This is a genomic window from Nonomuraea sp. NPDC046570 (assembly GCF_040645915.1).
Taxonomy (GTDB): domain Bacteria; phylum Actinomycetota; class Actinomycetes; order Streptosporangiales; family Streptosporangiaceae; genus Nonomuraea.
Map to the genome: position 1 here is coordinate 40,986 of NZ_JBEYZF010000017.1, position 22,305 is coordinate 63,290.

Below are 22,305 nucleotides of genomic sequence, written 5' to 3' on the forward strand. Positions count from 1 at the left end.
CTATGGCAAAGTGAAGGGAGAGTCACTTCCCCCCACCCACGTCGGCGCAGCGGAGCGGCGATGACTGAAGCATCTGTGATCGCGTTCCACTCGGTCAGGGCCGGGGTGGGGCGCACGATGGCACTGTGCAACGCTGCCGTGGTGCTCGCCGCGGCGGGCAGGCGGGTCCTCGTCCTCGACGAGGAGCCGGCCGCGCCCGCGCTGCGGCGCTACCTGAGCAGGCTGGGGACCGCGGGCGCGGGCTCCTTCCAGCCGGTGCACCTGAACGGCGGCCAGGTCGACTGGGCGGGCCGGGTGCTGTCGCTCGGCGGCCCCGGCGAGCGGCTCGACTACGCCGTCGCCACGCTCGCCCCGGCGGCGGCGGCCGCCCAGGCGCTGCACGCCGCCCCCTACGACCACATCCTGATCAACCTGCGCTCCGGCGCCGAGACCGCCGCGCTGACCTGGGTGGCGCAGGTCTGCCACCAGATCGTCACCTGCTTCGCGCTGAGCCCCGCCGCGATCGAGGAGGCCCAGGACGTCGCGGCCACGATCGAACGGCAGGCGGGCGGCGACGTGCGCGTGGTGCCCGTGCCGGCCAGGGTCGACGCGGCCGGTGGCGAGGCGCTGGAGGCGGCGCGCGAGCGGGTGCGGGCCGCCTTCCCCGGGGGGACGGGGGTGGAGATCCCCTATGACGCGGGTTACTACTTCACCGATTCGCTGGCCGTACTGCATGAGCCGCCCGGAGCCGAGCACGGGCTGCGGCGGGCCTACGAGCGGCTGGCCGAGACGCTGAGCGGCGGCGCGGTCACCACGCTCACCGGCGTCTACGTGGTACACACGCCCAGGCACCAGCTCTGGGCCGAGTGGATCGGCAGCCAGATCGAGCGCTCGGGCGTGCGCGTCGAGGAGATGCCCATCGCCGACTACCTCGCCCGCACCCCCGTCGACCTGCTCGCCGGCGACGCGGGCGCCGCCGTGCTGCTGGTCTCGCCCACCCGGCTGTCGGCCCCCGACGAGGAGCTGGTCAGGCAACTCACCTCGGCGCCCAGGCACCAGGGGCGCGGCCTGTTCACCGTCAGGGTCGACGACGCGCCCGCCCAGGTGCCGGTCAGCGCGCTCGACGAGATCGACCTGCGCGCGGGCGAGGAGGGCGAGGCCGTCGCCGAGCTGCGGGCCAGACTCGGCATCAGCGGCCCGCTGCCCGCCGAGGCCGCGGGCGCGGCCCGCTTCCCGCGCGCCGACCAGCGCGTCGAACTGCCCGCCCGCAACCCCGCCTTCGCCGGGCGCAGCACGCTCATCCAGCGGCTGCGCGCCCGGCTCGGCCCGCAGTGGGACACCGCGGGCCGCGTCCTGCTGACCGGCGAGGAGGGCCACGGCAAGAGCGAGGTGGCCGCCGAGTACGCCCACCGCTTCCTCGGCGCCTACGACACCGTCCACTGGATCTCCGCCGACAACGTGTTCAAGGCCCGCGAAGGGCTCAGACGGCTCGGCGAGCGGCTCGGCATCGCCACCGGCGGCGACGCGGTCCAGGCCGTGCTCGCCCACCTGGCCACCCCGCGGTCCGGCCGGTGGCTGCTCGTCTACGACAACGCCGACCGGCCCGAGGTGCTGCGCGACCTGGTGCCGGGCGTCCGCCCCTTCGGCCACGTGATCGTCACCTCCCGCACGCGGGACTGGGGCGACGGCTACGACGACCGCCTCGACGTCACCGCCTTCAGCGCGCCCGACGCCGTCGAACTGCTCACCGAAGGCGACGTGGGCATCCCGCCGGCCGACGCCGACCGGATCGCGTCCGCTGTGGGCCGCCTGCCGCTCGCCCTGGAGATGGCCAGGGCCTGGCTGTCGCGCGAGCTGAACAGCACGCGGCGCACCCGGCGACCGATCGCGGAGCTGCACACCGCCACCATCGACAGGTTCCTCGGCGCCTACGACAGGACCGAGCGCGAGCTGCGCGGGCGAACCGGCGGGCAGTTCGTCTCACCGCACCGGGTCATGGTGGAGATCTCCCTCGACGCGCTGCGCGGCCAGCCGGGCGGCACCGGCGCCGAATGGCTGCTGGAGGCGTGCGCGTTCCTGTCCCCCGAGGGCGCCTCGCTCGCCATGCTGCGCTCCTCCCGATCCAGGGGCTACGTCGCTGCCACCGACAGCGACTACGCCGACGAGCTGATGGTCGACGTGGTGCTCCGCCTCGTGCACACCTACGCGCTGGTCAGGGTCGACCTGGGCCGGCGCGGCATGCTGCGCATGCACCGACTGGTGGCCAAGCAACTGCGCGGCCGGATGCCGCCCGCCGAGCGGGCCACCCGCAACCGCCAGGTGCTCGCCCTGCTGGCCCGGCACAGCCCCACCGACGCCGAGGGCGTGGAGAACGAGCTCTTCGACGAGCTCGGCAAGCACCTGATCGTCTCCAAGGCGCTGGAGAGCGACGACGAGATGGTCTGCCGCTGGGTCATCGGCCAGATCCGCTACCTCTACCTCCTCGACGACCGGACCCCATGGCTGCGGGCCAAGGAGATCGGCATCACCGCCCTGCGCCACTGGGAGCGCCACGCGAACGTGCCGTTGCTGGCCGGGCTGCGGATGCAGATGTCCAACGTGCACCGGGCGCTCGGCGAGCACAAGCAGGCCTTCGACCTGAGCCAGCGGGCGCTGCGCGACCTGAGCGGCCCCCAGCGCCCGCACCCGCTGATGTACGTCGCGGCCACCCTGCACGCCGCCGACCTGCGGGTGAGCGGCGACTACGACGAGGCCTACAACTGGGACTTCACCGCCTGGGACGGCCTCAACCGGCTGCTCGGCCCCGACCACGCCTGGACCGGCCGGGCGATGAACAACCTGGCCGCCTCCGCCTCCCTCAACGGCAAACCGCACCTCGCGCTCGACACCTCCCAGGAACGCATCGCCCGCAGAACCCGCCTGTACGGCGACGCCGACCCCGCCGCCCTGTGGACCGCGTGCAACGCCGCCCACTTCATGCGCGACCTCGGCCGCTACGACGACGCCTACGACCTGCTCAAGACCTGCCTGGAACACCTGGCGCACGAGCAGACCAAGGGCGGCCCGCGGACCCTGCTCGCGCTCAGGCTGGAGAACGGCCTCGGCGTCACCGAACGCTTCCTCGGCCGCCCCTTCGAGGCGCTGACCAGGAACACCGAGGCGCTGGAGGAGCTGCGCGCGCTGGTCGGCGACCGCAACCTCTACACCATGCTGTGCGCGATGAGCGTCGCGGCCGACCTGCACGCCCGCGGCGACCACGACGGCGCCGTGCTCAGGTCCAGGCGCAGCGCGCAGGACATCGCCCGCCTGTACGGCGAGCACCCGATGCGCTACGCCGCCCAGGTCAACCTGGCCATCCACCTGCGCGGCCAGGGCGAGCGGCAGGAGTCGGAGGCCCTGGCCAAGCAGGCCCACGAGTGGCTGCGGGCCCGCCTGGGCACCCGGCACCCGTACACGATGGCGGCGGCGGTCACCGTCGCCAACGGCGTGGTCGACACGGACCCCGACCGCGCGCTCCGGCTGGAGGCGAGCGTCCTGGAGTATCTCGCCAGGCTGTTCGGCCCCGCCCACCCGCACACCCGCGTCGTCCAGGGCAACCACGAGAACACCCGGCATCGGAAGGTCGGCCGCGCCGGCGCCCTGGCGGCGGGCAGGCGCGACCTCGGCATCGAGATCCTGGGCTACTGAGAGGCGGCGATGAGCAGCAACCCGGCGGTGATCCGCTCTCCCTACGCCCAGCCGGGCCACGAGCGGCTGATCGAGCTGTGCCAGGCGGCCGCGGCCGACCTGCCCAGCCTCGACTGCCTGGCCTACTACGACCGCAACCTGCACGCCTTCACCGTCGACCGGACGGGCGACCAGGCCGCACTGAAGGGCTACGAGACGGCATTCCGGCAACTCGTCGGCGACGTCAGGCGCTTCGACGACCTGCTCCGCGACCTCGGCACCGGCGACCTGATGCGCACGGTGGTCGAGACGGCGGAGGGGGCCGTCTACTGCGGGCACGTCTTCGCCGAGGAGTTCCTGGTCGGCGCCACCCGACGGCAGGCCGGGGTGGACAGCATGGATGAGGGCGTCGGCGAACTGGTCACCCGGATCAGGAAGACGGTCTACAAGCAGGCCGACCAACTGCCGGGCGGTGACCGGGAGCAGCGGGCCGGGCCGCTCGACCAGGCGTCGCCGGTGCGCATGACCGCGGCCGCCACCCTCGACGCCGAACTGGCCGAGCCGCTCACCGGGCTGCTCCGGACGGCGGTCAACACCGGCGACCTGCACTATGTCGCGCTGCACCTCGACTGGAGCTTCGCCTTCTCCGCCGACGTCTTCGACCAGCCCGCGCTGGCGCACTGGTTCAAGGGCGAGACCGCCCCCGAGGGGCGCAGGAAGCAGTATCTCGACGTGGCCGCGAGGCTCCGCGCCGACCTGCCGGAGCTGGCCTACTCGCTGCGGCTGTTCTCCGAGCAGCCGGTGCGCAGGATCGTGTTCGACGTGGTGGCCGGCGCGCTCTACGTCTACCCGCTGGCCCCGCGCCGGGGCTTCGTGCTCGGCCTCACCCTGCACCAGCCCGAGGTCTACGCCGCCGAGCAGCGGCTGCGCCCGGTCGTGCGGCAGATCGAGGAACTGCTCAGACCCGAGCACCTCGACCGCTGATATGACCGGGGAGCCTATGGCAGAGAACCGTCCCGCCCGATTACGATCAAGGCTCACCGGACGGCCGGGAGGCCTCGTGCTGAGAATGCCGGAAGGCGCGGCGGGCCGGCTGGTGAGCGGCGTCCTCGTGGCGCTCGGGGGCTGGGCGTTCGTCAAGCTCACCGACACCGGCGACGCCGTCTCCCAGCCGTGGTACCTGCACACCGTCACCGCACTACTGGCCATCGGCCTGTACGGCAGCGCCTACGGCATCTCCCGGGGCATGGTCCGCCGGGACGTCCGCACCGTGGTCCTCGCGGTCACGGTCGGCGTGCTGCTGAAGGTCCTGCTGATCTCCGCGGTGATGTTCCTGTTCTTCGCCGAGCCGGTGTCGCTGCTGCTGGGCCTGGCCGTGGCGCAGATCGACCCGCTGTCGGTCGGCGCGATGATGGCCCGCTCGCGGATGTCGGCGCGCGGCAAGTCCATCCTGCTGGCCTGGGCGTCCTTCGACGACCCGATCACCGCGCTGCTGACGGTCTACCTGTCGTCGCTGGTGCTGACCGGGACGGCGCCGGGCGGCGGCGCGCTCGCCTACCTGGGCAACCTCGGGCTCAACCTGCTGTTCGCGGGCGTCGTCCTCGCGGGCTGGCGGCTCGCCCTGAGGTTCAAGGACCGGCTGAACCCTCGTCTGGTGAAGGCGGCGGCGCTGGTGGTCCTGGCCGGGCTGATGGCGTTCGCGGTGTGGCAGGTCCTGCTGCTCGGCGTCGCGCTGATCGGCCTGTTCTACCGGCCCGGCATCGCCGGCCTGCTGGACCGCACCCTCGCCGCGGCCTTCTACCTGGCCACGTTCGCGCTCGGCATGCTGCTGGTCGGCGGGGTGGACCTGGGCCGGGCGGCCGTGCTCGGCCTGGCGGCGTTCGCCGCGCAGATGGTGATCGGCGGGCTGGTCATCGCGCGCGGGCTACCCGCCACCGACCGGGTACGCCTCGCGCTGGGGCAGCAGAACGGCATCACCGCGATCCTGCTCGCCCTCGCTCTCGTGCCCGCCTACCCCGAGGCGGTGGCCGTCATCGCGCCCGCGGTGCTCATCGTCAACATCCTGCACGTGGTGGCCAACGGCCTCTGGAACAGGACGGAGCGCACCCGCTTTCCCGACCTCACGTCCGAGTCGTCGCCATCACCGATCGGAAGACCCGTGAGCTGAGCTCGTCGAGGGCGCGCAGCCGCTCGCCGTGCAACTGCCCGGCCAGCACCTGCTCGATCGCGCTGGGCGAGGCCGGATCGCCCATGCCGGCCGGTCTGCGCAGCGGCAGCGACTCCGCGGTCGCCTCGAACGTGCGGCAGATGACGCGGAGTTCCTCCTCCTGGGCGCGGCCCAGCGGCCGGGAGCCGGCCGCGCCGAGGAAGACGGCCACCCGGGCTCTGAAGCTCTCCAGCAGCCTGCGCAGGATCACGGCCGCGCCGACGGCCTCGATCAGGTCGTGCGAGGCGAGCCTGCGGCGGATGCGCACGCTGCCCTCACTGCCCGCCGGGCGGTCGAAGACGTCCTCGATGGCCTGGTCGATCCCGCTCATCGCGCTCACCGCGGCCAGCGCCCGGTCGAAGTGCTCGGCGACGCCCGCGGGCAGGACGGGCGCGTCGTGTTCCTCGGGCGGTCCGGCCAGCAGGCGGGTCCTGAGCCCGCCGACGGAGCCCGAGAGCTGGTCGATCATGTTCTGGGTGGCGGTCTGCTGCAGGCTCAGGCGCTCCACCTGGCGGCGCAGACTCTCCATCGTGCCCTCTTCGGAGGCCGCGTCGAGCCTGCGCAGGGCCGCGCCGAACGTCCTGCGGAACTCCTCGCTGAAGTCGTGCTCCTCGAACAGCAGCGGTTGCCTGCCGATGAGCTCGGCGACCCGTTCCCGCATGGAGACGGCCAGGTAGCCGTTGATGACCAGGAGGATCTCGCAGGGGGAGGCGGTCGCCCTGGCGGCGGCCACCTGCCGGGCCAGGTACTGCTCGTCGCCCTCGCGCAGCAGGGAGGTGGTGCAGAGGATGGCGATGCCCGAGCGGCGGCCCTCGCCGTACGGGATCCAGAAGTCGATCGGGGCGGCCTCGGCGAGTGTGACGTCGGAGCGGAACTCCAGCCCCGTCTCGACCAGCAGCCGCCGGACCGCGACCTCGATCTGCGCGCGGGTGGCCGTCTCGTACTGCTGCCGTACGGCCACGCGGACCACGCCGGGGGTGACGCCTCCCTGCTGTCTGGCGGCGATGCCCTCGGCGCGCCGGTAGACGGTCAGCACCTCCCGGGGCACCCCGCCGGTCAGCTCCAGCAGTTGCGCGGCGACCAGCTGCGGGATCTCCCGGTCGCGCCGCCTGAGCAGCTCGACCACGTCGTTCTGGGTGAGGGCGGTCGGTCTGATCACCCGGGTGCGCTGGTGGACGTCGCGGGGGAGCCGGGCCATGCTCTCCGGCAGGCCGCAGAAGACGAACAGGCCGTTGGTGTCGACGAACACCTTGATCAGCTCGTCGAAGGCGTTGACCGACGGGGTCTTCCACTCGCCGGGTCCGCCGAGCAGCTTCTCGAACTCGTCGACCACCATGACCATGCGCTTGCCCATGTGGCCGATGAGGAAGGCGAGGACGGCGAGCGCGTGGTAGGCGTCCTCGTTCTCGGTGAGCCTGCGGGTGATGCCGCGCGCGACCAGCTCCTCGCTGGGCGGCCCGCCGCTGAGCCACTCCCACACCGCGTCCTTGAAGCCGTCGACCACCATCAGGGCCAGCGCGGTGGCGAAGGGGGCGTACTCCGGCAGGTGCTGCAGCTCGCGCCGCAGGTCGGCCTGCAGGGCGCTCTCCGCGAGCTGGAAGTGGTCGATGACCTTGCGCGGGTCGATCTGCCGGCCGATCAGGCCGTCGCGGATGCCGGGGGCGTAGTCCTCGAAGATGGCGATCTCGCCGAACGCCTCGGCGGTCACCTTCGCGTAGTAGTCGACGATCAGGCTGTAGATCCGGTCCTTGCGCAGTTGCTCGACCAGGATGTTGCGGAACAGGTAGGCGAACTCGGAGTGCGGCGCGTCCAGCCGCAGGACGAAGGCGTCTCCCTGGCGTTTGCTCACCCTGTCGATGAGCGACATGGACAGGTGGGTCTTGCCCGAGCCGCGCTCGCCGATGACCGCGAGGGCCCGGCTGCGCTCGCCCGGCAGCTCGGCCGGGGTGGTGCCGAGGAAGGCGTCGACGTAGTCGAAGGCGCGCTGGAAGGCGGGGGTGACGACGGTGATCGACTCGGGGTCGGCGGTGTCGCTCAGGCGGGTGGTGAAGGTGACGGGGATTTCTGGATCCCCTGGTCTGTTGTCATTCATCCCGTTTCCCTTTAGCCGCGTGCCACGTCATCACGCGCCAGCTTCGTGAACAGTCTGCCCAGCGCCTGCTCCATGTACTGCTGGACCAGCGAAGGGGTGATCGTCATGGAGCCGCTCAGGTCGAACAGGTGCGTCAGTTCCTCTTCGACCTGTGTCACCGTCTGCGCGGGGCGGACCGCCCGGCAGGCGAGCCTGCGCTCCTCGTCGGTCATCTCGCGAACGCTACCGTCCCTGTCCACGCGGCTGTTCAGGAACGTCAGGATGTCGCCGTTCTCGGGCTCGAGCAGGCCGAGGGAGAGAAAGAGGGAAGGTCTTCCCGGCAGGTTGCCCACGTGTGCGCGGAAGTCCTCTTCGGCGTCATTCGCACCTTCCGCGAGGAACATGATGCGTTTCTGCGTCAGGTAGTAGTAGTTCTGAACCCAGGCCAGCGGGATCTTTTGCGGAAGAATAACGGCCATTATGGCGTTCCCTTCCTCGAGAAGGTCCCCCAGATATTCGTAGGCGTCCTGGAGATTGTCCATCCTGGTTCTCAGGCTGTCGAGTGTCTCCTTGGACATCCAGGACTCGCTTTTTATCACCCCTACTATCTCGCGGAACAACTGTTTGGCGGCCCGGTCGAAGTCGCCGTCGGGGGCCACGGCGGCCTGGCCGTAGTTGACCACGGCCACCGGGACCTTCAGCGTGTCGCGCAGGTGCCTGGCGCACAGGGCGATGAACGAGCTCTTGCCCACCCCCGTGGGGCCGCTGACGAAGACCAGGTGACCGTAGCGGGACAGGCGCTCCGGCTCGGCGAAGGCGGTGAAGCGCTGGTAGGAGGCGCGGGTGCCGTCGACGAAGGCGAAGTAGTCGCGGTGGTCCGTGCCCGCCTCGCACATGATCAGCGGGCCCTCGTGCGGGCCGCCGTACAGGCCGGGGAGCCGGATGGGGTTGGCGGTCATCGGCGGATCGCCTTGGCCGGGTCGGCGTTCATGCCGGGGTGCGGCAGCCACGGGCGGCGCAGTGCGGCGCCGATCCGGTGGGTGGCGGTGAGGAGGGCGTCGACTTCGTCCTCGGCGGTCGCGAGCCGGGTGTCGACCCCGTCCCGGGTGAGGTGCTCGGTGAGGGTGCTCAGCAGGACGCCGGGCAGCACCCAGGTGGGGCGGTAGTCCCTGACCCGGCGCAGTTGCCTGGCCAGGTTCGCGTGCGCGGTCTCGAACGGGGTGACCGAGGGCGGCCGGTTCCTGCGCCGGTCCTCGGCGTAATCCCGTACGGCTTCGCCGAAGGAGAAGGCGGCCTCCCTGAGGTCGTCGGCGTGCTTGCCGCCGGTGTTCGCCGAGACCCGCCACTCGGTGGAGAACAGGGTGAGCAGCCCGCCGACGACCACGGGCAGCAGCACGCCGAGCATGGTCGCCAGGAAGCTCGCCGGTTCGGCGGCGCGCTGGTCGGGGTGTCCCGCCGCGACGGCCGCGCAGGTGCGCTGGAAGTCCTTGGGCTTGGCGTCGCGCCATTCCTCCAGCGTGAGCTGTCGGCCGCCCACGAGCAGCCGGGCGTTCTGGGTGGAGGTGGCGAGCTTCAGCGAGACGGCCGCCTCGGCCAGCTTGGCTCGGGTCTCGCCGCCCAGGCAGAACACCGTGCGCTTGTCGGTGTCGGTGGGAGTCTGCGCGTAGGCGGGAGCGGCGATCAGCAACAGCAGGAGAAAGCCTAAAAGCCCCGACGCGCCGCGCCCTCGCATGCCACCCGTCCTTCTGTCTTAGCCCGTCAATTGCAAGATAACCGCCTGGGCAGCATCAGGTGCCACTAAAGCGAGACTCTTCTAGTGCTGCTGGTACCAGCCGGGCGGCGGCGGGGGCGCGGCCGGGCCCCGGCGGGCGACGACGCCCCAGATCAGCAGGCCGACGCCGCCGCAGAACAGCGCCGCTCCCAGGATGCTGCTCGCCGCGCTCACGAGCCCCAGGCCGCCGACGCCCATCGAGTCGACCAGCATGGGCAACGCGATCGACCAGCCCGCCTCGATCAGCAGGTTGACCAACAGCAGAGCGCAACCGATCATGCCGTACGTCGCCGCCTTGCCGTGTTCGCGCCTGGCCCGGCCGGTCAGCACCATGCCGGTGATCAGCGCGGCCAGGGACGGCAGGAGGAAGATCAGGTGGACGACCATAAGCATCACATTCACCCCGTTATTGGTTAGTTTGTGATGACGCTACAGCGCGCGAAGGTAGGCGAGGGAGGGCATGAAGAAGTACTCGCCGCCTTTCATGGTGACCGTCTCGGGGACCTGCCGCCGCGGAAGTGACATTTCCGGCTTGTTCCAGAGTTTGGGATAGGTCACCTTGAGGTCGCGCCGCCCCTGGCCGATGACCGGGTCGTGGCCGGTGGCCGGAATCTCGAAGTCCGGCTGGTTGGCCCAGGAGATCTGGGTGAACTCGAACTGGCCCGTCACGCTGGAGTTGAAGGCCATGAACAGCAGGCCGACCCCGCCGCTCGGCCGGATGTGCGGCGGCGCGTCGTCCCAGGGCAGGTCGGCGCGGTCGCCGTAGGTCTGGCCGCGCCTGGCCATCAGCACCTCGCGGCCGGACGAGCGCGGGTTGGTCTTGCGGATGTGCCCGGCGAACGGGCATTTCGTGCCGTCGTCGCCGCCGAAGGTGAAGTCATTGGACACCGGGCCGCCGCCGGGCGCGCCCTTGGCAGTGAGCGGCGTGCCGTCCTTGAACCGGCCGACCAGCATCGCGCCCGCGCGTTCGCGGTCGCGCCCGGTCAGACCGAGATCGTCGGCCAGCTCCTGCTCGATCTCCTTGAAGGTCCGCACGTCCTGCTCCAGCTTGCGGTAGACGAAGTAGCTGCCGTAATGCCGCCGGGGGTCGGGCGCCAACGGGTCGGCCACCAGCACGCTGCCCAGCGGGAAGGCCGGGTTCCAGTGCTCCCTGGGCTCGCGGGCCACCTCGTCGGCCAGGAAGAGCGGCTGGCTGCGGCCGTCGACGTAGCCGAAGTGCTCGATGCCGTCGCCCGCCGGGTTGCGCATGCCCTGCCCGCGCTCCTCGCCCAGCACGCGCGCGCTGTCCGGCAGGGTGTCCAGGATCTCCTCGCGCAGCGCCTCGACCGGCTCGCGCCGCGCGTCGCCGATGAGCACGACGGCGTGCAGCTCGCGCTGGTAGCAGGGCTCCCACGCGGCCACCGCCGGGTCGCCGAGCGCGGCGGCCCTGCGCTTCATGCCGTCGCGGAAGGCCGCGTCGCCGAACCTGCGCACCTGCTCCACCGAGTGACCGAGGTCCCGATAACCGGCCTTGCTGAGGCCGATCCCGACGTACGGCGCGCCGCGCCGCCCGCTCCGGGCGAACTCGCGGACCTCCTCCAGATGCCGGCGCGTGGATTTCATCCAGGTCACCGCGACCGTCCGGAGGAAACGCCGACCTTCCGGAATATCGTTGAATCTCACGAAAAGCACGCACAGATGGTCGCGGACGTGCGCGCGGAGAATGTTCGGCTGGAGATTGTTCAGCATCTCCTTGGTGTCGGCGTCCAGCGCCGCCGAGTCCCAGTCCAGCGGCCGGTCATTGGTCAGATCGACAGACATTGCCGAATCCCCTCCCCTTATGTGATGAAATCGATCCCCCGCAGTTCGCGCTTTCCGCAAGATGGGACTCGTACGCGCGGGAAAAGGTTCGAGCGCGCGCGAAGGGAGCACCGGTATGACCCGGCAGTGGGGCAGGTCGAGCGTCACCCGGGAGGCACTGCTCACCGCCGCCCGCGACGTCTTCCTGGCCAGGGGGTACGGCGAGGCCACCGTGGCCGACATCGTGGAGCGCTCCGGCATCAGCGTCGGCAGCCTGTACCACCACTACGGCGGCAAACCGGGCCTCTACCTCGCCCTCTGGGAGGACTTCCACCGCGGGCAGGAGGAGCGCACGGTCCGCGCCGCCAAGGCGGTCGACGCCTCCAGCAAGGAGCGCTTCCTGGCCGGAGCCCGCGCCTACCTGGAGGGGTCCTGGGAGCGGCGGGACGTGGCCAGGCTGTTCCTGGAGAACGACGGCCCCGCGGAGTTCAGCACGCTGCGCCGCCGGCGCGGCTGGACGTGGATCCGCGGCAACACCAAACTGCTGGGGCTCGACGACAGCAGGCGCAGCCACGTGCTGGTGGTCATGCTCACCACGGTGATGGGCGAGGCGGGCAGGGAGGTGGCCGCCTGCGAGTCCGAGCAGGACGCCACCGAGACGATCGACGAGGTGATCAGCCTGGTCCGGGGCATGCTCGACGGCTGATACACCCCCGGGCGTAGCGCCCCGGCCTGCTGGAGGACGATTCGGCGCCCCGCGCTGGCTGCGAGCCTGGCGGCATGCGAAAGCTCAGCCTGCTCTTCGGAGCGCTCTGCCTGGTGTACGCGGCGGTGTTCTACCTCGGGGCGCTGCTGCACGCCGGGGTCGTCGTCGGCGCGCTGCGCGAGCCGTTCACGCCGCCTGCCGTACTGGTGGAGACGCTGTGCGGCAGCGTGCTCGTGGCCGCCGGGTACGGCACGCTGGCCGGGCGCCGCTGGGCGTCTCGCGTCCTGGTGGACGCCCACGCGGTGGCGCTGGGCGGCGTGCTGATCGGGACCCTGGCGGTGGCGCTGGGCGAGGACACGCCGACGGCGTACATCACCGGGTACCACCGGGGGATGGCGGTGCTGCTCGCCCTGGGGCTCGGCGGAGCGATCTACCTGTCGAGGTCGCGCAGGTAGGCGGCGGCGTCGGCGATGTGCTCCTCGGTGAAGACCTTGATGCCGTGCAGTTCGAGCAGCGCGGTCGTGACGCCCTGGCCCGGGGTCCTGCGCCCGCGGAAGGTGCCGTCGTAGATGTTGAGCGCGCCGCACGACGGGCTGCCCTCCTTGGGGATCGCCACCCTGACCCCGAAGGAGGTGGCGACGGCCAGCGCGGCCTGCGCGCCGGACAGGAAGGCCGCGGTGACGTCGTCGCCGCCGGTGGTCAGCACCCGGGCCGCGCCCGCGATCACCGCGGCGCCGCCCGCGCCGCTCTCGATCTCGGCGGCCGGGCGGGGGACCGGCAGGCCGCCGCCCTCGACCTCGGCGCAGAACGGCACCAGCCGCCCCTCGGCCTTCCAGGCGGCCAGCAGCTCGTCGGAGCTGGTCTTCGCGCCGCCGTCGTAGCGCACCCGCTGACCCATCAGGCAGGCGCTGACCAGAATTCGTTCCACCTGGTCAATCGTATGCGCGGGAGTGTGGGACCGAGACGGCGCCCGGAAGGTCCGCGCGGTAGCCTGTGCGGCGATGAACTCCACCCTCGCGACCGTCGTGATCATCGGGTCGCTGCTGCTGGCCCTGGTGAGCCTGATCGTCGCGATCCGCGACCGGGCGATGGGCATGATCCTGCTCAGCGGCTTCGCCGTGCTGGAGCTCGCGGTGCTCGTCCAGGCGGGGCTGGTGATCGCGGCTGTGGTCGGCGGTGAGGGGCCCGCCGACAAGGTCACCCTGTTCGGCTACCTGGCCGGCATCGCGATCATCCCGCCCGCCGGGGTGTTCTTCGGCCTCGCCGAGCGCAGCAGGTGGGGCTCGGCGATCCTGGTCGTGGCCGGGTTCGCGGTCGCGGTGATGACCGGCAGGCTGCTGCAGATCTGGCAGGGCGGATGAGCGCCCCCGCCATCGGCACCGGCCCCGGGCGCGCGCTGCTCGCCGTCTACGGTTTGTTCGCGCTGGCCGCCGGAGCCCGCGCGACCGTGCAGATCGCCACCCGCTTCGCCGAGGCGCCCATCGCCTACACGCTGTCCGCCTTCGCCGCGGCCGTCTACGTCGTGCTCACCGTCGCCCTGGCGCGCGGCGCGCGCCGCCTCGCGCTGTGGGCGCTCGGCATCGAGCTGGCGGGCGTCCTGATCATCGGCACGGCCAGCCTGCTCGACCCGGCCGCCTTCCCCGACGAGACGGTCTGGTCGGTGTACGGCAAGGGCTACCTGTTCATCCCCCTCGTGCTGCCCCTCGTCGGCCTCTACTGGCTGCGCCGCAGGCGTTAGGCCCGTCCGGCCGGGGGCAGGGCCAGCCTGAGTACCCCTGACACGGAGGGAGACAGGCCATGAGCACGATCGAGCACACGGTTGACGTCGGCGTCCCGGTGCGGGTGGCGTACAACCAGTGGACCCAGTTCGAGAGCTTTCCCGAGTTCATGGAAGGTGTGGAGTCGGTCAAGCAACTCGACGACAGGCGGACCGCGTGGGTGGTCGAGATCGCCGGTGTGCACCGGGAGTTCGACGCCGACATCACCGAGCAGCGGCCGGACTCGCGCGTCGCCTGGCGCTCGGTGGACGGGCCGCACCAGGAGGGGGTCGTGACCTTCGAGCCGCTGGGCGACGGCGGCACGCGGGTCAGACTGCAGATGACCTACGACCCGGAGGGGTTCGTCGAGACGGTCGGCGACTGGCTGCAGGTCGTCCGGCTGCGGGTGCGCAACGACCTTGAGCGCTTCAAGACGTTCATCGAGGCGCGCGGCGACGAGACCGGCGGGTGGCGCGGCGAGGTCCCCGGCCGGGGCATCGGGGACTAGCCGCCGATCGTCCGGCTCTGCGAAGCCCCTTTCCCGATCAGGGAAAGGGGCTTTTTGTGGGTCAGGAATAAAGTGATATTTCGGTCCTGTTACGCTTGTGACTTCGTCAAGTCATCCCATGATTCCATGAGTGGAGGATTCGAGCCGGCATGAGCGTGCTGACCCAAGAGGCCAGAGGCAGCAGAACCACTCCACTGGCCTGGCTGCTCGTGCTGGGGATCGTGCTGGCCGCGGTCAACCTGCGTACCGGCGTGACCAGCATCGGCCCGCTGCTCGACCAGCTCAGCGAGGGTCTGGGCATGTCGAGCGTGGGAACGGGGCTGCTCACCACGCTACCGGTGCTGTCCTTCGCCACCGTCGGCGCCATGACCCCGGCGCTGTCCCGCAGGCTGGGCGAGCACCGGCTGCTGCTGCTCGCCCTGATCACGCTCGGATCCGGCCTGCTGATCAGGTCACTCGTCGACTCCGCCCCGGTCTTCCTGCTCAGCAGCGCCGTCGCGCTGTCCGGCGGCGCGGTCGGCAACGTGCTCATCCCGACCCTGATCAAGCGGCACTTCCCGGCTCGCGCCGGGATCATGACCACCGTCTACACCACCGCGCTGGCCGTCGGCACCATGCTCGCCGCCGCCGCCACGGTCCCCATCGAGCGCGCCGCCGACGGCAACTGGCACGTCGCGCTCGGTGTGTGGGCCGCCCTCGCCGCTGTCGCCGTCATTCCGTGGCTTGCGCTTCTGCGCAGTGAGCCGGAGCGGGACACCGGGCGGACGGACGCGGGCCCTCGCAGGCTCCTGCGCAGCAGGCTGGCGTGGGCGGTGGCCGTGTACTTCGGCACCCAGTCGATGATCGCGTACATCATGTTCGGCTGGCTCGCCAAGATCCTCACCGACGGCGGGTACACCACCAGTCAGGCCGGCCTGATTCTCGGCGTGTTCACCGCGCTCAGCATCCCCATCTCGATGCTGGTCCCCGCGCTGGCCAGCCGGTTCAAGGACCAGCGGCCCGTGGTCGCCGGCCTGGTCGGCTTCTACGTCGTCGGCTTCCTCGGCCTGTGGCTCGCGCCGTCGTCCACCGCGTGGATCTGGACCGGGTTCGTGGGCGTCGGCATGGGCTCGTTCCCGCTCGCGCTGACCATGCTGGCGCTGCGCACCCGCACCGCCGAGGCCACCGCCGCGCTGTCCGCCTTCGGGCAGAGCGTCGGCTACCTCATCGCGGGCATGGGGCCGCTGCTGGTCGGCGTGCTCTACCAGGCGACGGGCGGGTGGACGCTGCCGTACGTGCTGATGCTCGCGGTGGTCGCCGTCCAGCTCTTCACCGGCTGGTACGCCGGAGGGGACCGGTATCTGGAGGACGAGTACGGCATGCGCTCCCTAAGGGGGGCGGGCGCAAGCCGTACTGGCAAGATGACGGTGTGAACTCGACTACCGTCACCTTTCCTCGCGGGGAGGTCAGTGGGCGTTCGGAGGTCGTGGCGGCCGTGCCGGTGGGGGATCGGCGTGGCCTCGTGGTGGCCGAGACGCCGTTCCACCCGCTCGACCACACCTGGCCCGACCAGCCCGCCGACCGTGGCACGATCGGCGGGCTGCCGGTTCTCGACTGCGTGACCGGCGCGGTCCCGGCCTCCGGCGGGGAGGTGCTCCTCGGCGCGGACATCACCGCGCGACGCGAGGACGAAGGCTGGCGGTGGCTGGTCGTGCACGTGGTGGCCCAGGAGCTGCCCGCCGGGTCGCCGGTGGAGCTGGAGGTCGACGCCGGATACCGGGCCGCGCTGTCGGCCGGGCACACCGCCTGCCACCTGGCCGCGCTCGCGCTCAACGCCGCGCTGGCGGGGCGGTGGCGCAAGGAGACCAGGTTCGACGCGCTCGGCCATCCCGACTTCGACCAGAGCGCCATCACCTCCTCGCGCATCTCCGCCCATGCCAGCGTCGACGTGTACCGGCTGGGGAAGTCGCTGCGCAAGAAGGGCTTCTCGGCCGAGGACCTCGACCTGGCGGAGACGGCGGAGCGGGTCGACGACCTGCTCAGGACATGGGTCGCGGCGGACGTGCCGGTGTGGGTGGACGTTCCGGGGCCGGAGCTGACCGCGCGGCGGACGTGGCACTGCTCGCTGCCGGAGGGCGAGGTGTCGATCCCGTGCGGCGGCACCCACGTGCGGAGTACCGGCGAGCTGGGCGTGGTGGCCGTCACCCTGGAGCCGGGCGAGTCGGAGCTCACGATGCGGACGACCGTGCGGCCCTGACCTCGGGCCCTCTCAGTCAGGCGCAGGCGTCAGGCGGTCCCGGTGCTGGAACGCCTCGCCGTCCCGCCTCTGGCGAGACTGTCAGCATGTGTTGACAAGCGGGTGCTTGTCAGCGCATGCTGACAGGCATGAGAGTCACGGAGCTGGCCGAAGCCGCCGACGACCGCGACCCCGCGGTGGGGCTGGCCGCGGTGGCGGCCCTGCGCGACCTGCTCGAAGAGCTCGAGGCGGCGCACGTCTCCAACGCCAGGGCGCAGGGCTGGTCATGGGAGCAGATCGCCGCCGCCCTCGGCGTCAGACGGCAGTCCGCGCATCGCAAGCACGCCCGCAGAATGGTGAGGTAGTCCATGTTCGCGAGATTCACCGACTCCGCCCGGCGCGCTTTCGTCCGCGCGGGCACGATCGCCCTCGACGCGGGCGCTCCCGCCGTCCGCACCGGCCACCTGCTGCTCGCGCTGGCCGAGCTGCGCCCGTTCGCCGGGCCGCTCGACTCTTTCGCCATCGCCCCCGAGGCGGTGCGGGAGCACGTCGACACCGGGCGGTCGCGCGAACTGCTGGCCACACTGGGCATCGACGCCGACGCGGTGTGCGCCCGCGCCCGCCGGGGTGCCGACGACCCTGCCTTGTGGCGGCTGCGCCGCTCCCGGGTGAACCCGCTCAGGGTCACGCTTCTCGGCCCGCTCGGCGCCCTCCCGCTGGAGCCGTACCTGCGCAAGACCGTCGAGGTCGCCCAGTGGCGGCCGGGACCCGTCACCGGCGAGCGCCTGCTGTGGGGCCTGCTCGCCGACGCGGCCAACGGCACGGCCCGCATCCTGTACGGCGGCGGCGTCGACCTGCCCGCCCTGGTCGCCGAAGCCGGAATCCCGGTTCACCGACCCAGCCGCGCGGCCTGACCGGAGTCAGGCGGCCCCGGATCGAGCGGGGCCAGATGCGACAACTTCTCCGGATTGGCCACCAGGTAGATGGTCTGGATCTTGCCGTCCGCGATGTCCAGCGAGATCACCGTGACCACCCTCCCGGCCGCGCCGACCACGATCGCCGGAGCGTTGTTCAGCTCCACCAGCCCGAACGACAACTCCCCGCGCTCCAGCCCGAGCGACGCCAGGAACCGCTCCGCCCCCACCGGAGTGGCGATCCCCGCGACGAACCGGCCCACATGATCCGCGCCGAACAGCACCCGCAGCGGCGCCTTCGCCCTGCCACCGCCGTCGCCGACCAGCGTGACATCCTGCGACAGCAACTCCGTCAACGCGGCCAGATCACCCCCGGCCGACGCGCCGATGAACCGCTCGGTGATCTCCCGCCGCCGCGCCCGATCCACATCGAACCTCGGCCGCTTCTCCTGCACGTGCTCGCGCGCCCGCCTGGCCAGTTGCCTCGTCGCCGGCTCCGCCCGCCCGATCACCTCGGCGATCTCCGCGTACGGCAGGTCGAACGCCTCACGCAGCACGAACACCGCCCGCTCCAGCGGCGACAACGTCTCCAGCACCACCAGTAGCGCCAGCTCCACCGTGTCGGCCAGCTCCGCCCGCTCCGCCGCGTCCGGTTCGACACCGAACGGCTCAGGCAACCACGGCCCGACGTACGACTCCCGCCGCGCCTTCACCCACCTCAGCCGGTCGATGGCCAGCCGGGAGGTGACCCGGATGAGGTACGCCTTGGCGTCCCGCACCACCGCCTGATCGACTTCCGACCAGCGCAGCCACGCCTCCTGCACGACGTCCTCGGCATCGGCCACGGTGCCCAGGATGCGGTAGGCGACCCCGGTGAGCGCGCTTCTGTGCTGTTCGAAGGTTTCGGTCGACATAGAAGGACAGACGTATCACGAGAGGAGGGGTGTGACATGGTTCGTTTGTGGGCTTGGGGTCGGATACACTAGCTGGGCAGCAGCACGGGGCTATAGCGCAGCTGGTAGCGCACCTCCATGGCATGGAGGGGGTCAGGAGTTCGAGTCTCCTTAGCTCCACCACAGGGCCGTTTCTGAGACGGCCCGCAGAATCCCGTTCGATCATCTTGATCGGCGGGATTCGTCGTTTTCCAGCCTGTCGAGGTCGCCTGCGGGTTTGTCCGCTTCGCTAACCGGCCGCCTTCGTCCCCGCGGCGGTGAGCGCGTACCACTCGGCGCCGAACTCCTCCTTGTCGTGCCCGGTGGTGTCACCTGGTTTCTTGTCGTCGTGGTAGTAGTACAGCGGCCACTTACCGTAGACGACCTGCTTGGATCCGTCACTGCGCGTCGTGGTGGAGATCAGGTCGGCCTTCGCTCCTTCACCGGCCTGGGGCGCGGCCGTGGTGAGATAGGGCGGCCATTCCTCCGCGCACTGGCCGTAGCAGGTCGACTTCCCGCTCGTGTCCTTTTCGAACAGGTAGAGCGTGCGCCCCTCGGCGTCGACTATGATCTTGCCGATTCCCGTGTCGCCCACGCGCACTGTCGCGTCCGGGGCGGGAGTGCCGTAGCCGGTCTTGTCCGGCGTCGCGGGCGTGGCCATGGCGGCGCCCCCGGTGCTGTGGCCGCCACCCCCGGCGATCATGAGGGAGGCGGCGATAGTCCCCATCAGGGGAGCCAGAAATTTCCTCATATCCCCGGCACGGGTACGGCCCGGCCCGGGTTCACCTCGCGGCGCGAACCTTACGGAAGACTTACGCTCGACGCGGGATGGCCCTGGTGGGCGCCCGGTCCACGGAGGACCTTAGGCTGATCGCCGTGAGCGCCGGCAGGCTGGGATGGCGGGAGACGCTGTTTCCGGGCGGCCTGGCCGTCGCGCACATCCTGCTCCGGTCGATGTCGGTATACGAGGGGCTTCCCGAATCGGTCCTCTCGGCTGTGAGTGCGGGGATCACCTTTGTCGCTCTCACCTGCCGTCGCGTCGCACCTGGGTGGGCCCTTGGTGGCACGCTACTCGCAGCGGTGCTGGGCATCGGCACGGTCGGCGGCGCTCTGGTGGGGCCAGTGGCGGTGCTGGGCGCACTTCATGCGCTGGCCGTGCGCCGCACGGCCGGGCTCGCCGCGGCCGGGGGCTTGGCCGTCGTCCTGGTCGCGGCGGGGATGGCCCTTGTCGCCGGTGCGCCGGCTAGGACCGTCGCGGGGCTTGCCTTACAGACCGCGGGTATGGCGGCGGTGGTCTGGGTGATGGGCCGGTCCCGGCGGCGCGGACGGGCCCGCCGGGCCGCCACCGCCGCGTACCGCGCGCACTCCTCGTCGGTGCCGCGCCTGGCCGCCGGTACGGAGCGGGCACGGCTGATGGCGGAGCTGCACGACGTGGCCGCGCACCGGCTCACCGGAATCGTGGTGTCGGCCGCCGCCGCCACCCGCCTCGCCGACCCGCGACTCGCCGCGGAGGCGGCCCGGCACGCCGCCGAAGCCGGGCGTCAGGCGGTGGCGGAACTGGACCGCCTGGCCGAGGCGGCGGAACCTGAGACGCTGGAGGACATCGACGCGCTCGTCGCCGAGCACGGGGGCCTCGACTACCGGCGTACGGTCGCCGCCGTGCCACCGCAGGTCGCCGTCGTCGCCTACCGGGTGGTTCGCGAGGCGCTGACGAACGCGATGCGCTACGCGGCGGGCGCGCCCCGGGTCCGGATCGACGCTTCGCTCGGGGAACTGGCCGTCACGATCACCGACCGCGGCGGCACCGCGGCGGCGCCCGGCCTCGGCACGGGAAGCGGGCTCACCGGACTGCGCACCGCCGTGCGGACCGTCAGCGGATCCCTGCGAGCCGGCCCCAAGGACGGCGGCTGGGAGGTGCGGGCCGTCATCCCCCTGCCTCTCGAGCGGTCTCCGCACGGCGTGATGGCCGATGGGGCGGGCCGGCGCGGGGGTGGCTGGCGCGGTTCGTCGGCACTCGACGGTGCGCTGGTCATCCTGGCGATCGCGCTTTCGCTGGGCGCGAGCCTGCTGCCCGGGGACGGTCTCGACCCGTTCGCCTCTCCGGGCGCGGGCGTGCTGCTGGCGCTGCTGTTCGGCCTGCACGCGCTGCCCCTCTGGTGGCGCAGGAACGCCTCCCGCCGCGGTCTGGTGGTCGCGCTCGCCACCCTCCTGGTGTGGCTGGGCCTGGACATCGCAGGCTGGCCGGGACCGCCGATCAGCGACGCGTTCCTGTGGTGCTGGTGGGTGGAACTGGCGCTGGTCTACGCGATCGGCGCGTGCCGTACGGGGGGCTGGGATTGGCTCGCGCCTGCCGCGCTGGCGGGCTGTGGCGGGCTGGTGCTCGGCAGCGGCGACGGCATCACGGGTGATCGTCTGGCTGCCTGGCTGGTGTTGGCCGTGGCGCTGGCCCTCCCCAGCTGGGCGGCCTGGGCTTCGGGGAGGTTCGTCGCGTCGCGTCGCCGAAGGCGTGGCACGGCGCTCAGCCGGGAGCGGGACCTGCTGGAGCGGGATGCGGTCCTGGCGGCGGCGGCCGAGCGCCGCCGGATCGTCGGCGGGCTGCGCCGTACAGCACGACGGCACGCTCAGCGGGTGGTCGGCGGAGCCGACGGCGGAAACCTGGAGGTCGTCCTCGCTGAGGCCAAGGCCGGGCTGAGCGCGTTGCGGGAGTTGCTGGCTCAGGCGCGGGAGCGCGAGGTCGGCGGCGACCTGCCACCGACCGTGGACGGCATCGCCGCGCTGGCGGCACGGCGCGGCGGCGTGGCCAGCTACCTGGGACTCCGCAGGCCGCTGCCGCCGGTCGCCGAGGCCACCGCCTACGAGGTCGCGCGAGAACTGCTCACCGAGGGAACCGCCGTCACTGTGACGTTCCTCGACGGGGGCGTCATGGTGTCGGGCCGATCGCCGGCCGGACCGGTCGTCCAGCGACGGCTGCGGGCGCTCGCGGACGCCGCAGACGGTACCCTCAGGATCGCCGACGACGGCGCGGCACTGGTGTGGCTGCCGGAGGTGTTCCTGTCGTGATCCGGGTGATGGTGGCCGACGACCAGGCTGTGGTGCGTGCGGGGATCGCCGCCATCGTGGACGCCGAGCCGGACCTGAGCGTGGTCGGCCAGGCGGCCGACGGCGCCGCCGCCGTGGACCTCGCGACCTCGCTGCGGCCCGACGTCGCGCTCATGGACATCCGGATGCCGGGCATGAACGGGCTGGACGCCACCACGAAGATCACCGCCGCGTTGCCCGGCACGCGGGTCATCGTCCTGACCACGTTTCACCTCGACGAGTACGTGTTCGCGGCCCTGCGCGCCGGGGCGGCCGGATTCCTGCTCAAAGACACCGACCCCGACCGTGTCATCGATTCCGTCCGCGTGGTCGCGGGGGGTGAGGCGCTGCTGGACCCCGCCGTGACACGGCGGCTGCTCGACCATTTCGTCACCGGGCCCGGCCCGGTCGACGGCGAGCGGCTGTCCGTTCTCACCGCCCGCGAGAGGCAGGTGCTCCTGCGGGTGGCGCGCGGCCTGACCAACGCCGAGGTCGCCGCCGCCCTGGAGATCAGTCCGGCCACCGCCAAGGATCACGTCGCTGCCGTCCTCGCCAAACTCGGGGTACGGGACCGGGTCCAGGCGACCATCGTCGCCTACGAAACCGGCCTGGTGAGGCCGGGTGCCAGTGGCGGCGGAGGCTGAGCCGTGCCATCGCGCCCCCGCCGTGAGGCGGGGTGCGGTATCCGCCGGACGGCGCGGCTCCACGAGGTCCAAGACCGTC

General features: G+C 71.7%; 22 protein-coding genes and 1 tRNA gene. 15 read left to right on the top strand and 8 right to left on the bottom strand.

The genetic code is table 11. The features are described from left to right. The first annotated feature begins 60 nt into the window (after positions 1 to 60). From fxsT to ABZ911_RS25330, 3 genes are all read left to right on the top strand, one after another. Positions 61 to 3,666: an FxSxx-COOH system tetratricopeptide repeat protein gene (gene fxsT, locus ABZ911_RS25320; RefSeq protein WP_358060538.1), complete on the top strand. Its 3,606-nt coding sequence runs from the start codon at positions 61 to 63 to the stop codon at positions 3,664 to 3,666. 9 nt (positions 3,667 to 3,675) lie between these two features. Beyond that, a complete protein-coding gene (locus tag ABZ911_RS25325; RefSeq protein ID WP_358060540.1) occupies positions 3,676 to 4,629 on the top strand; it encodes a hypothetical protein in 954 nt (317 codons plus the stop codon). A 76-nt stretch (positions 4,630 to 4,705) separates the two neighbouring features. Beyond that, positions 4,706 to 5,812: a hypothetical protein gene (locus ABZ911_RS25330; RefSeq protein ID WP_358060543.1), complete on the top strand. Its 1,107-nt coding sequence runs from the start codon at positions 4,706 to 4,708 to the stop codon at positions 5,810 to 5,812. Here the strand turns inward: ABZ911_RS25330 and ABZ911_RS25335 are convergent. The 5 genes from ABZ911_RS25335 to ABZ911_RS25355 form a co-directional block, all read right to left on the bottom strand. Beyond that, a complete protein-coding gene (locus tag ABZ911_RS25335; protein ID WP_358060546.1) occupies positions 5,766 to 7,943 on the bottom strand; it encodes a hypothetical protein in 2,178 nt (725 codons plus the stop codon). The genes ABZ911_RS25330 and ABZ911_RS25335 overlap by 47 nt on opposite strands. Before the next feature lie 11 nt (positions 7,944 to 7,954). Then, positions 7,955 to 8,881 carry a hypothetical protein gene (locus ABZ911_RS25340; RefSeq protein ID WP_358060549.1) on the bottom strand — a complete coding sequence of 309 codons (927 nt, stop codon included), beginning with the start codon at positions 8,879 to 8,881 and terminating at the stop codon, positions 7,955 to 7,957. Next, positions 8,878 to 9,654: a hypothetical protein gene (locus ABZ911_RS25345; RefSeq protein WP_358060552.1), complete on the bottom strand. Its 777-nt coding sequence runs from the start codon at positions 9,652 to 9,654 to the stop codon at positions 8,878 to 8,880. The genes ABZ911_RS25340 and ABZ911_RS25345 overlap by 4 nt, the downstream gene beginning before the upstream one ends. A gap of 81 nt (positions 9,655 to 9,735) precedes the next feature. Further along, a complete protein-coding gene (locus ABZ911_RS25350; RefSeq protein WP_358060555.1) occupies positions 9,736 to 10,086 on the bottom strand; it encodes a hypothetical protein in 351 nt (116 codons plus the stop codon). A gap of 36 nt (positions 10,087 to 10,122) precedes the next feature. Continuing rightward, positions 10,123 to 11,493 carry a hypothetical protein gene (locus ABZ911_RS25355; protein ID WP_358060558.1) on the bottom strand — a complete coding sequence of 457 codons (1,371 nt, stop codon included), beginning with the start codon at positions 11,491 to 11,493 and terminating at the stop codon, positions 10,123 to 10,125. Positions 11,494 to 11,608: 115 nt separating this feature from the next. Here ABZ911_RS25355 and ABZ911_RS25360 point away from each other — a divergent pair, with 115 nt between their 5' ends. Further along, entirely contained in the window at positions 11,609 to 12,178 is a 570-nt protein-coding gene (locus ABZ911_RS25360) for a TetR/AcrR family transcriptional regulator (RefSeq protein ID WP_358060561.1), read from the top strand. Positions 12,179 to 12,252: 74 nt separating this feature from the next. Then, on the top strand, positions 12,253 to 12,633 hold the full coding sequence (locus tag ABZ911_RS25365; protein WP_358060564.1) for a hypothetical protein: 381 nt from the start codon (positions 12,253 to 12,255) through the stop codon (positions 12,631 to 12,633). Here the strand turns inward: ABZ911_RS25365 and ABZ911_RS25370 are convergent. Further along, positions 12,609 to 13,106, bottom strand: coding sequence for a DUF523 domain-containing protein (locus tag ABZ911_RS25370; protein ID WP_358060567.1), 498 nt, complete (start codon positions 13,104 to 13,106; stop codon positions 12,609 to 12,611). The two genes, ABZ911_RS25365 and ABZ911_RS25370, sit on opposite strands and share 25 nt — an antisense overlap. Positions 13,107 to 13,179: 73 nt before the next feature. On the opposite strand from ABZ911_RS25370, the gene ABZ911_RS25375 reads away from it, so the two are divergent. The 7 genes from ABZ911_RS25375 to ABZ911_RS25405 all read left to right on the top strand — a co-directional run bounded on the left by ABZ911_RS25375 (position 13,180) and on the right by ABZ911_RS25405 (position 17,572). Then, positions 13,180 to 13,539, top strand: coding sequence for a hypothetical protein (locus ABZ911_RS25375; protein WP_358060570.1), 360 nt, complete (start codon positions 13,180 to 13,182; stop codon positions 13,537 to 13,539). Beyond that, on the top strand, positions 13,536 to 13,916 hold the full coding sequence (locus ABZ911_RS25380) for a hypothetical protein (RefSeq protein ID WP_358060573.1): 381 nt from the start codon (positions 13,536 to 13,538) through the stop codon (positions 13,914 to 13,916). The genes ABZ911_RS25375 and ABZ911_RS25380 overlap by 4 nt, the downstream gene beginning before the upstream one ends. Before the next feature lie 59 nt (positions 13,917 to 13,975). Next, positions 13,976 to 14,443: an SRPBCC family protein gene (locus ABZ911_RS25385; protein ID WP_358060576.1), complete on the top strand. Its 468-nt coding sequence runs from the start codon at positions 13,976 to 13,978 to the stop codon at positions 14,441 to 14,443. 149 nt (positions 14,444 to 14,592) lie between these two features. Then, the gene (locus ABZ911_RS25390; RefSeq protein ID WP_358060579.1) at positions 14,593 to 15,855 is read left to right on the top strand and encodes an MFS transporter; all 1,263 of its coding nucleotides are present in this window, start codon (positions 14,593 to 14,595) and stop codon (positions 15,853 to 15,855) included. After that, positions 15,852 to 16,679, top strand: a complete 828-nt coding sequence (locus tag ABZ911_RS25395; RefSeq protein WP_358060582.1) for a metal-dependent hydrolase — start codon at positions 15,852 to 15,854, stop codon at positions 16,677 to 16,679. Before ABZ911_RS25390 ends, ABZ911_RS25395 begins: the two co-directional genes overlap by 4 nt. 128 nt (positions 16,680 to 16,807) lie before the next feature. Further along, positions 16,808 to 17,023, top strand: a complete 216-nt coding sequence (locus ABZ911_RS25400) for a helix-turn-helix domain-containing protein (RefSeq protein WP_358060585.1) — start codon at positions 16,808 to 16,810, stop codon at positions 17,021 to 17,023. 3 nt (positions 17,024 to 17,026) lie between these two features. Further along, complete coding sequence (locus ABZ911_RS25405) at positions 17,027 to 17,572, top strand: Clp protease N-terminal domain-containing protein (RefSeq protein ID WP_358060588.1); 546 nt, start codon at positions 17,027 to 17,029, stop codon at positions 17,570 to 17,572. On the opposite strand, the gene ABZ911_RS25410 is transcribed toward ABZ911_RS25405, so the two are convergent. Further along, positions 17,548 to 18,486, bottom strand: coding sequence for an RNA polymerase sigma-70 factor (locus tag ABZ911_RS25410; RefSeq protein WP_358060591.1), 939 nt, complete (start codon positions 18,484 to 18,486; stop codon positions 17,548 to 17,550). The genes ABZ911_RS25405 and ABZ911_RS25410 overlap by 25 nt on opposite strands. A gap of 86 nt (positions 18,487 to 18,572) precedes the next feature. On the opposite strand from ABZ911_RS25410, the gene ABZ911_RS25415 reads away from it, so the two are divergent. Next, a tRNA-Ala gene (locus ABZ911_RS25415) sits at positions 18,573 to 18,648 on the top strand. Between the two features lie 106 nt (positions 18,649 to 18,754). Here the strand turns inward: ABZ911_RS25415 and ABZ911_RS25420 are convergent. Then, positions 18,755 to 19,231 carry a hypothetical protein gene (locus ABZ911_RS25420; protein WP_358060594.1) on the bottom strand — a complete coding sequence of 159 codons (477 nt, stop codon included), beginning with the start codon at positions 19,229 to 19,231 and terminating at the stop codon, positions 18,755 to 18,757. Between the two features lie 149 nt (positions 19,232 to 19,380). Here ABZ911_RS25420 and ABZ911_RS25425 point away from each other — a divergent pair, with 149 nt between their 5' ends. Together ABZ911_RS25425 and ABZ911_RS25430 are read left to right on the top strand one after the other, a co-directional pair. Next, a complete protein-coding gene (locus ABZ911_RS25425) occupies positions 19,381 to 21,564 on the top strand; it encodes a histidine kinase (RefSeq protein ID WP_358060597.1) in 2,184 nt (727 codons plus the stop codon). After that, on the top strand, positions 21,561 to 22,226 hold the full coding sequence (locus ABZ911_RS25430) for a response regulator transcription factor (protein ID WP_358060600.1): 666 nt from the start codon (positions 21,561 to 21,563) through the stop codon (positions 22,224 to 22,226). The genes ABZ911_RS25425 and ABZ911_RS25430 overlap by 4 nt, the downstream gene beginning before the upstream one ends. The last annotated feature ends 79 nt before the right edge of the window (positions 22,227 to 22,305 follow it).